The organism is Halorubrum sp. GN11_10-6_MGM, from assembly GCF_005435165.1.
Taxonomy (GTDB): Archaea; Halobacteriota; Halobacteria; order Halobacteriales; family Haloferacaceae; genus Halorubrum.
On the sequence record NZ_SGUC01000004.1, the window covers coordinates 140,800 to 151,034 of the forward strand.

The window sequence follows — 10,235 nt, forward strand, 5'->3', positions numbered from 1 at the left end:
GCGAGACACCTTTTTCAACGGATGAGTCGTTTTCGGATCCATGAGCGACGAGGACGCCGAGCGACCCGCCCCGCGAGTCGGTTCCGAGGGCGATCGCTCGGCGTCCGACGCGTCAGAGATCGAGGGCGACGCCTCGACCGCGGAAGCGAGCAGCGGGGAAACGGGATCGACCGCCGGGGAGCCGGAAGAGCGAAACGGAGCGAAGGATTCGGACGTTGGAGCGTCCGAACCGATACCGTCCGGCGATCGGGACGACGCGGTCGACGGCCCGCCGGTCGTCACCGACCGGTACACCTGGCGGTCGCTGCTCGCCGAACGCGGGCACGGAGACGCCGCGGAACGCGTGTACGCCGACGTGCCGGATGCGCCGGTCGTCCCGGAAGACGCCGTCGCGCTCCACCTCCCGAACGGCGTGGACGAGGTCGTCCGCGCCGCCGGCGTCGACGATCCCTTCGAGGCTGACGGGGAGACCGCGGTCCCCGGCCACGGCACCCCGGAACGGGGCACGCTCGTCCTCGGCCCCGACGCCGTCGTCCTCGACGGCGCCGCCGTCGCGCCGAGCGGAGCGCGGCGGGCAGCGTCCACGGTCTCCGAATCGGTCGGAGACGCGGACGCGGGTGGAGCCGCGGATTCGAGCGTGGATGCGGAGCCGAGCGCTGACGAGGGAGAAGCGACGGACGAAGGGGCGGACGTGGACGGAGAAGGGGCGGACGTGGACGGAGAAGGGGACGAAGGCGCGGCCGCGGAAGAAGCGGCGGACGAAGGCGCGGCCGCGGAAGAAGCGGCGGACGAAGGCGCGGCCGCGGAAGAAGCGACGGACGAGAGCGAGGACGACGAGGCGGACGCCTCCGAAAAAGACGCCGGCCCCAACACCGTCTTCGACGGCCCGGTCGGTCGCGGGGGTGTGACGGGCGTCGTCGTGGCGTCCGGCGGCAGCGTCGAAACGGTACCGTCGCGCGCGCCGACCCCCGAAGAGTGGGACCGCGTGGCGTTCGATCCCGCGACGCTCCTCGGGTTCGACCCGAGCGAGACCGACTACCGCGTCCGCGCGGCCGCCGCGGTCGGGGACGTCCTCTGGGACCTGTGTGCGGCGCGGTACGACCCCTACTCCGTCCCCGTGTTGAAGGGGTACTATACGTGGGACGACTACCGCGAGGAGTTCTTCCTCGACGCGGACGGGAACCCGCCGACCGAGGAGAACGAGGAGGGAGAGGCGGTGCCACTTTCGTTCACGCACGAGGACAAGACCGAGGCGCTCGGCTTCGACCCGGACCGCACCGAGGAGCTGCTCGGCGCGGGCGGGAGCGCCGCGGCCGACCTCGCCGACCTCGTCGACGAGCGGACCGTCGACGTCAACCCGGAGGTCGACGAGGACGCGTTCTTCTCGACCGACGAGGGGCACACCACGCTGACGAACCGGTACGACCTGGAGAAGGCGGTGCCGATGCAGAAGAAGACGCACTTCCGCGAGGAGGAGCGCTACTGGGTGAACAAGCCGTACTCGTTCGTCATCGTCTTCCGGTCGCGGAAGGAGAACGAGGCGAAGTACTACGCGGTCCAGCCGTACCGCACCCAGATCGAGACGGACCTCACCGAGTTTCTCACCGGGAAGCTCCGGACCTCGATCAAGTACGCCGACGAGTCGATCGCCGGGCGGATCGCGGAGTCGCTCGGGTACGAGCCGCCGAGCGAGTCCCCGCCCGACCCGCCGAAGATCAGCGCCCGGCCGGAGCCCGCGGTGCTCGCGGAGGACGCCCGAGAGCTGTCCGCCCATCAGGTCGAGAAACTGCTGTACTACCTGAAGCGGGACTTCGTCGGCTACGAGCGGATCGACCCGATCAAGTACGACATCAACGTCGAGGACATCTCCTGTGACGGGTACAACTCCCCCGTCTTCGTCTACCACTCGGAGTACGAGCAGATCATCACGAACATCCGCCACGGCACCGACGAGCTCGACGACTTCGTCGTGAAGCTCGCGCAGCGCTCGGGGAAGGGGATCTCGAAGCGCCGCCCGCAGGTGGACGCCACCCTGCCGGACGGCTCACGCGCCCAGCTCACGCTCGGCCGCGAGGTCTCGGACCACGGGACCAACTACACGATCCGACAGTTCAACGACGTTCCGTTCACGCCGATCGACCTGATCAACTGGAAGACGTTCTCGCTCGACGAGATGGCCTTCCTGTGGCTCTCGATCGAGAACCACAAGAGCCTGATCTTCGCCGGCGGGACCGCCTCCGGGAAGACGACGAGCCTGAACGCGGTCTCGCTTTTCATCCCCTCGAACGCGAAGATCGTCTCGATCGAGGACACACGGGAGGTCGAACTCCCCCAGCGCAACTGGATCGCCTCCGTCACGCGCCCCTCCTTCTCCGACGACGACAAGGGCGACATCGACGAGTTCGACCTGCTGGAGGCCGCGCTCCGCCAGCGCCCCGACTACATCGTGATGGGCGAGATCCGCGGCGAGGAGGGCCGAACCGCCTTCCAGGTGATGTCTACCGGCCACACCACCTACACGACGTTCCACGCCGACTCGGTCGGCGAGGTACTCAAGCGGTTCACCACCGATCCGATCAACGTCTCGAAGACGATGTTCACGGCGCTGGATCTGGTCTCGATCCAGACGTCGACCCGCGTTCAGGGGAAGAAGGTGCGCCGGAACAAGTCGATCACCGAGATCAACCATTACGACGCCGAAAACGACGAGATCAACGTCCAAGACGTGTTCCAGTGGCAGGCGGAGACGGACGAGTTCCTCCAGATGGGCGACTCGAACACGCTCGAAGACATCATGTTCGACCGCGGCTGGAGCCGGGCGACGCTCGACGAGGAACTACGGAAGCGTCGGGTGGTGCTGGCGTACCTCATCGACCGCGGGCTCAACAGCTACGCGCAGGTGGCGGCGACGTTCCAGGCGTTCATCAACGACCCGGAGACGGTGCTGGCGCTGATGGCCAACGAAGAACTGGAGCGCTCGCTCGAAGACCTGCGCGAGATGGAGTCGGTGCTGATCAACGTCGACCGCGAGAAGGAGGCGCTCGTCCCCCGGCCGAAGCCGGACGCGGACGGCGAACGGGAGGCCGCGGAGATACTCGACGCGGCCGAGGACATCTTCGAGACGTACCGCGGCGAGGTGCCCGACTCCGTCGCGGACGCTCTCTTGGAGATGAGCCCCGCCGGCGACGTCGAAGCCGCTCCGACAAGCGACCGCGAGGCGCTCGCGGATGCGGCTCGGGAGGCGGACGCGATCGACACGGACGCGACTTCTACGGACGCGGCCTCCACGGACGCGACCTCCGCGGACCCAGAGACGAGTGAAGTCGCCCCCGACGCCACGGGTGCCGAGTCGACGGAGGCGTCCCCGACGAACGCCGACCCGACAGAGGCGTCCCCGACGAACGCCGACCAGTCAGACGCCTCGTCGCCGGACCCCTCACACGGCGATTTCGAGGGGCTCTCCGAGGCGACGCCGACTCCGGCAGGCGACGGTTCGGGGGGCCCGGACCGGATAGATTTCGACGAGCCGTTCGACGAGGGGGTCGACGTGCTTTCGTCGCCGTCGGAATCGACTGACCGGAGCTCTTCGCCCGACGCGGGAGACGGGTTCGCCGCCGACGACTCCGAAGCGGACCGAGTTCGAGACGAGGCGACGGACGACGGGGCCGGTCCCGATGACGGCGAAGAGACGGACACCGACGACGGCGAAGAGACGGACGCCGGCGGCGACGGCTCGGACGGCGAATCGACCGACGACATCGACGAGTGGGGGTTCGACGCCGTCGAACCCGCGGAGGACGGGTGATCCCGTGTCCGTCGTGAGGGCCGCGCCGTGAGCCTCGACGTGGACGCGGGTGACGGCGGCGTCGACGCGAACGTCCTCGCGGAGCTGTGTTACCCGGTGTTCGAACTGCTGTTCGACCCCGAGGGCGACTTCGTCGCCGACGTCGAGCGCAAGCTCGCGGAGGCCCGGATGCCGGACCAAGTCGAGATGTACGTCTCGCTGGCGCTGGCGGTCGGGCTGCTGGTCGGCGGGGGGCTCTGGGCGCTCGGCACGCTGGTCGGCTACGGGGTGTTCTCGCTCGGGCTGATCGCCCCCGAGTCGCTCTCGCTCGGGCTGCCCGCGCCGACGCCCGCCGTTCGGACGGCGCTTCGCTCGCTCGTCGTGCCGACGGCGGTGCTTCTCAGCGGGCTGATATTCGGTTCGATCGGGTTCGCGGTCGGGTTCGGCGGGGTCGTCGCGGTCCCGTACTCGCGGGCCTCCTCGCGGAAGCGCGAGATCAACCTCCTGCTCGCGGACTCGGTGTCGTTCATGTACGCGCTCTCCGTGGGCGGGCTCAACCAACTGGAGATCCTCCGCGCGATGGCGACGGCGGAAGACACCTACGGCGAGGTCTCCCGCGAATTCCAGAGCATCGTCAACGAGACGGAGTACTTCGGCACCGACTACCGCAACGCGATCCGTCAGCAGTCGATGGAGACTCCCTCGGACGAGCTCTCGCAGTTCCTCGCCGACATGCTCTCGATCGTCAACTCCGGCGGCGACATGGAGGGCTTCCTGAAGGACAAAAAGGAGAAACACCTCCGCACGTCGAAACAGGAGCGCGAGATGACCTTAGAGACGCTTGAGCTGTTCGGCGAGATGTACATGACGCTCTCGCTTTTCCCGCTCCTCCTCATCATCATCCTCGTCATCATGGGGATGATGGGCGAGGCCGACGACCGCCTCCTGTACGTTACGGTGTACCTGCTCATCCCGCTCGTCGGGATCGGCTTCCTCGTGTTGGTCTCGACCGTGAAACAGGACGACCCCGGCGACGGCTTCCTCCAGCCGGACGGGGGCAGCGAGCGCCTCCGACAGACGAGCAAGGAGGGGCTGTTCCACTTCGGACTCGTGGAGGCGTTCGTCGGGACGTTCGGCGTCTTCGACCGCATCCGCGACCGCGAGGGGACCCACAAGACGAAGGAGATCCTCGCCGCGCCGCACCTCTTCCTCCGCGAGAACCCGTTGTACACCCTCGCGTTGACCGTGCCCGCGGCGCTCGCCTTGGTCGGCATCGCGGTCGCGGCCGGCTCGGCGCCGACGACGTTCGACGGCTGGGTCGCCCGACCGGTGTGGTCGGCGTTCGTCTGGGTCTACGTGCCCCTGTACATCGTGTTGATTCCGCTCGGCATCTTCTACGAGTGGCACCAGCGCTCGCGACGGGCGGTGACCGGGAAGCTCTCCGAGACGCTCCGGAAGCTCTCCTCCGCGAACGACACGGGACAGACGCTGCTCGAGTCCGTGCGCACGGTCTCGGAGACGTCGACCGGGAAGCTCGCCGAGGAGTTCGAGGTGATCCACGCGAAGGTGAACTACGGCATGAGCCTGCGGGACGCCTTGGTGGAGTTCAACAACGCCTACGCGGTTCCCCGGCTCGCCCGGACGGTGAAGCTGATAACCGAGGCCCAAGAGGCCTCCTCGCAGATCACGGACGTGCTGACGACGGCCGCGCAGGCCTCGGAGAACCAAGACGACATCGAGCGCGAGCGGAAGTCGCGGACCCGGATGCAGGTGGCGATCATCGTGATGACGTACGTCACGCTGCTCGGCGTGATGGCCATCCTCCAGACGCAGTTCATCGACGTGATGGGCGATCTGGTCTCCCAGGGCGACGGCGGCGGGAGCGCCGGCGGGGCGGGGTTCGGCGGGGGCGGCGGCGTCGACCCCGACGTCCTCTCGCTGCTCTTCTTCCACGCGGTGACGATCCAGGCGATCCTCTCGGGCTTTATCAGCGGCTACATCCGCGACGCCGAGCTGATCTCCGGCGTCAAGTTCGCCGTGATCCTGATGTCGCTGGCGCTGGGGGTGTGGATCTATGTCGGATGACCGTGCCGGTCCTCGGCGTCGCTTCCGCGGCGCGGACGACCGCGGACAGACGGTCCTCGACTTCGTCGTCGGGATGTCGGTGTTCCTCGTCGCGGTCGGGTTCACCTTCACGTTCGTCCCGTCGCTTCTGGAGCCGTACGCCGTCGGCGAGGGGGCGACCGTCATCGTCGCCGAGCGCGGCGCCGCACGGCTCGCGGAGTCGTCGCTCGCTGCGCCGTCGCTCGCCGCCTCGGGACCGGCGGCGACGCTGTCGCACGCGTGTTCCCTCGCGTTCTTCGACGGCGTCGACCCCGAGACGGCGAGCGACGAGTCCGACTGCGAGTGGGCGGCGAACGCCGACGACCTCCACGCCGAACTCGGCGTTAGCGACCGCCGCGGACTCAACCTCACCGTCACGCAGCACGGGAGCGTCGCGTCGCTCGACGCGGACGGCGCGACGGTCGCGATGCGCGCCGGCCCCGCGCCGCCGCGGGACGAGAGCGTCTCGGCCGCGAGCCGAATCGTCACTATCGAGGACCCCGAGGAGCGCGTGGGGCCGGAGACCTACCGGCTCACGCTGCGGGTGTGGTGAGATGTTCGTCGAACACCTCCCTGACGACCGCGGGCAGGCGCACACGCTGGAGGCGTTCACGGCCGCGTTGCTCCTCGTCGCGGGCCTAATCTTCGCGACGCAGGCGACGGCCGTCACCCCCCCCTGTCGGCGAGCACGTCGAACCAGCACGTCGAGAATCAGGCGGCGATCGCCGCACAGGACGTGCTGACGACGGCGGAGGCGAGCGGGAACCTGACGGCCGCGCTGCTGTACTACGGAAACGGGAGCTTCGTCGGCGCCGAGAGCGGAGACGGCTACGCCGGCATCCCGCCGGAGTCGCACCCGCTTCACGATCCGCTGACCGAGGCGTTCGGCGACCGTCAGATCGCCTTCGACATCGACGTGTACTACCCCGAAGACGGGGGTAACGAGACCGGAGACACCCCGATGGTCGACATGGGATCGCCGAGCGACAACGCGGCGACCGCGAGCCTGCGCGTGGCGCTGTACGGCGACGACCGGTTCGGCGAGAACGGCGGACAGACGCTGGCGGAGAACGGTTCCGCGTCGTACTTCGCTCCCCCGGCTGATCCGGGCGACTCGACGGTCTTGTACACAGTCGTGGAGGTGCGAATCACCGCATGGCAGATGTGAACTCTCCCCGCAGATGCGGGCGCGAGAACGGCGACGACGCCGATGAGGACCGCGCACAGATCATCCTGATCACGGGACTGACGCTCGCGGTCCTCTTCGTCGCGGTCGTGCTCCTGTTGAACACCGTCATCTACACGGAGAACCTCGCGACCCGCGGCGCCGACGCCGGCGGCGCGGAGGCGATCGAGTTCCGCGACGGCGTCACCAACGACCTCGCCGGCATCCTCCACCGCGAACACCGGAACGCGAGCGACGGCGACGTTTTCACCGAGTTCAACGCGAGCGCGGAGACGTATGCCCGAACGGTCGCCGACATTCGCGCGCGCGACGGGGTGATCGCCGACGTTCAAGTTAAGCGCTCGACGCTTAGGGAGGGCCACTTCGTCGCACAAAACGAGACCGCCAGCGGTCTCAGAAACATGACGGCCCCCGACGGCTCAACCGCGAACTGGACCGTCGTGAATGACACCAACCGTACGCGGAACTTCCGGCTGACGGTAAACTCATCGTCCCTCTCTGGGGGCGAGAACGGCGCGTTCGCGGTTGTGGCCGACGGTGCGGACGAGGACTGGTCGGTGACGCTGTCGAACGACTCGGCCGACGCGATCGACGTGCGTGTGCGGAACGCGACGGTCAACACGACGCGGACCTTCTCTCACGAGGGGGTCGAGAACGTCACGATCGACCTGACCGCCGGCACGGTCGGCGGCGAACGGTTCCCCGAACTCGTCTGGGCCGGGGGCGTTCAGAGCGGAAGCGATCCCTACGACGCGTACGACATCCGCTACGAGAACGGCGACGAAGCGACCGGAACGTATGATCTCGTGGTCGACGAGCGCGACGGCTCCGCTCCGCTTGACGCCTCCTCGCGCCCGTACGTCACCGACGCGATCTACAGCGTCGAGGTCGAGCTACGGCATCGAACGCCGGGGCTGACCTACGGCGACGTGGTCCGGCTCGCGCCGGGTGAGCGCGATGCGTGAGGGCACGGACCGCGCCGTGTCGGTCACCGTCGGCTACGTGATGACGCTCGCCGTCTCGACGCTGCTGCTCTCCGGGCTGTTCGTCGCGGGCGGCTCGTTCGTCGAGACGCAGCGCGAGCGCGCGGCGCAGGGCGAGCTCACCGTCGTCGGCGAACGGATCGCGGCCGACGTGGAGACCGTCGACCGGCTCGTCGCGAGCGCGGAGTCCCGTGAGCGCCTCACGGTCAACCGGTCGCTCACGCTTCCGGACAGGGCGGCGGGAACCGCGTATCGGATCCGCGTGAGCGCGAACGGCACCGAGGGGGCGCTCGCGCTCGAAAGCGACCGGACCGACGCGACCGTCGAGGTCCCGTTCCGGACGAGCACGGACGTCGCGGTCCGGAACGCGACCGTCGACGGCGGGAGTCTCCGCCTCTGGTGGGACCCAGACGGCGGAGCCGGCGGTGGCGGAGCAGTGGTGGTGAGCGAGCGATGAGCGGGGCCGACCGCGCGTCCGGCTTTTGGGCGGGTGACCGCGGCGTCAGCGAGACCGTCGGGTTCGTGTTGGTGTTCGCGCTGATCACGTCGACAATCGCGGTCACGTTCACCGTCGGCCTCGGGGGGCTGGAGGACGCCCAGCTCGCGGAGCGGGACAACAACGTCGAGCGCGCGTTCGACGTCCTCCACGACAACTTCAACGACCTCAGCCGGGACGGCGTGCCGAGCAGAGCGACCGAACTCCGGCTCGGCGGCGGTGAACTCTCGTTCGACGACGAGTCCGAGTTCCGGCTCAACGGGACGGGATTCGAGTCACAGGTCATCGAGGGGGGATCCCTCACGTACCGCGGCGCCGGCGGCACCCGGATCGTCTACGAGAACGGCGCCGTCTTTCGGATGAACGGCGACAACGGCGTCATGATCAGAGAGCCCGACTTACTGGTCGGCGAGACGGTCGTCTACTCGCTATTCGGTCTCGACGGGCCCGCGGCGCCAGTGAGCGGCGATCGAACGGTCCTCGTCGTCGGTCAGCGCACGGACCGGGAGGTCGCGGCCGACGACCGGTCGGCAGCCGAGAACGTCACGCTCGACATCAACTCCACGCAGGCGACCGTCTGGAAGCGGTACTACGGCGACCTCGCGGCGGAACACGAGCAGGTCAACGTGACGACGAACGGCTCCGCGGACCTCACGGTCACGTTCATCGCCGACCACTACGACCGGTTCGTCGTTCACCGAACCGCCGCTCGCGTGGTGTTCTCCGACTGAAGTTCGACGGGTCCCGAATCCAGTCGACTGCCGGGGTCAGTCGGACTCGACCACCACGCTGTGCGTGGAGACGTGGAGACGGCTCACGACGGGGACCGACCTGCCGTCGAACGGCTGATTGTCCCGCAGCGCCTCGTCGTAGTGGAGCTTCAGTCGCGCGTCGTTGAACTCGAACTCGTTCGCCGTGAACGACCCTGTGAACGTCATCGAGCCGTCGAGGGTCATATCGCTCTCCGGCGCGTACAACACACCCGTGAACCGGATGCGACCGTTGTTGCCGTCGATGTCGATCTCGTCGTCGCCCGAGTAGAGCCAGAGGTTCTCCGTCCGGTCTCCATCCGCCGAGACGTTTGCGCCGTCTTCGAGCGTGACGTGGCCGAGAGTGAACATCTCGAGCTGCGTGTGCTCCCCGGTCGATATCGACGCCGTCCCGCTCTCCGTCCCGTCGCCCCGGACGGTGACCGGTCCGCTGACGTGAAGGTTCACGCGGTCGCCGCCCTCCGCTCGGACCGTGCCCGTTTCGCCGACGACCATCTTCCCGTCCACCAGCACATCGATCTCCTCGCTGTGGGAATCGAACACGAGGGAGCCGCCATCCTCGACGTCGAGGTCGCCGTCGACATTGAGTGTCGTTCCGCTCTCGACGATGAGCTTGTTCCCGTCCGAGACGACGAGGTCGCCGGTGAATTCCGTGTCCTCGGTCACGCGCTCGGTCCCGTCGGTGAACGCGAACGAACCCGTCTCACGCTCCGCGTCGCGGTCTCGCAGCTCGTCGATCTGCTGTCTGATGGCTCCGGACACGGGGTTCAAGTCGGGAAAATCGACGTTAGTCCGGATATCTCCGCTCACGTTTACTTTCTTTTCGAACTGTCCGGGTGGGAAATCGTCGGCTCCCATAAGCAGATCGCCGCGGATCCGGATCTCCTCTAGCTTGCCGATCCCGCCCTCCCCC

General features: G+C 68.0%; 7 protein-coding genes and 1 pseudogene. 7 read left to right on the forward strand and 1 reads right to left on the reverse strand.

Features of this window, described 5'->3' with window-relative positions:
* Window positions 1-40: 40 nt before the first annotated feature.
* The 7 genes and pseudogenes from EXE46_RS03745 to EXE46_RS03775 all read left to right on the forward strand — a co-directional run bounded on the left by EXE46_RS03745 (window position 41) and on the right by EXE46_RS03775 (window position 9,283).
* Window positions 41-3,805 carry an ATPase, T2SS/T4P/T4SS family gene (locus EXE46_RS03745; RefSeq protein WP_137687158.1) on the forward strand — a complete coding sequence of 1,255 codons (3,765 nt, stop codon included), beginning with the start codon at window positions 41-43 and terminating at the stop codon, window positions 3,803-3,805.
* A gap of 27 nt (window positions 3,806-3,832) precedes the next feature.
* Window positions 3,833-5,869 (forward strand): type II secretion system F family protein, encoded by a 2,037-nt coding sequence (locus EXE46_RS03750; protein WP_137687159.1) that lies wholly within the window; start codon window positions 3,833-3,835, stop codon window positions 5,867-5,869.
* Window positions 5,859-6,440, forward strand: coding sequence for a hypothetical protein (locus tag EXE46_RS03755; RefSeq protein WP_137687160.1), 582 nt, complete (start codon window positions 5,859-5,861; stop codon window positions 6,438-6,440). Before EXE46_RS03750 ends, EXE46_RS03755 begins: the two co-directional genes overlap by 11 nt.
* 1 nt (window position 6,441) lies before the next feature.
* A pseudogene (locus EXE46_RS03760) lies at window positions 6,442-7,055 on the forward strand (hypothetical protein).
* Window positions 7,043-8,038: a hypothetical protein gene (locus EXE46_RS03765; RefSeq protein ID WP_137687161.1), complete on the forward strand. Its 996-nt coding sequence runs from the start codon at window positions 7,043-7,045 to the stop codon at window positions 8,036-8,038. Before EXE46_RS03760 ends, EXE46_RS03765 begins: the two are co-directional and overlap by 13 nt.
* Window positions 8,031-8,513, forward strand: coding sequence for a hypothetical protein (locus EXE46_RS03770; protein WP_137687162.1), 483 nt, complete (start codon window positions 8,031-8,033; stop codon window positions 8,511-8,513). The genes EXE46_RS03765 and EXE46_RS03770 overlap by 8 nt, the downstream gene beginning before the upstream one ends.
* Window positions 8,510-9,283: a hypothetical protein gene (locus tag EXE46_RS03775; protein ID WP_137687163.1), complete on the forward strand. Its 774-nt coding sequence runs from the start codon at window positions 8,510-8,512 to the stop codon at window positions 9,281-9,283. Before EXE46_RS03770 ends, EXE46_RS03775 begins: the two co-directional genes overlap by 4 nt.
* Before the next feature lie 36 nt (window positions 9,284-9,319).
* Here EXE46_RS03775 and EXE46_RS03780 read toward each other — a convergent pair whose 3' ends face one another.
* Window positions 9,320-10,084 (reverse strand): hypothetical protein, encoded by a 765-nt coding sequence (locus EXE46_RS03780; RefSeq protein ID WP_241981490.1) that lies wholly within the window; start codon window positions 10,082-10,084, stop codon window positions 9,320-9,322.
* Window positions 10,085-10,235: the final 151 nt, after the last annotated feature.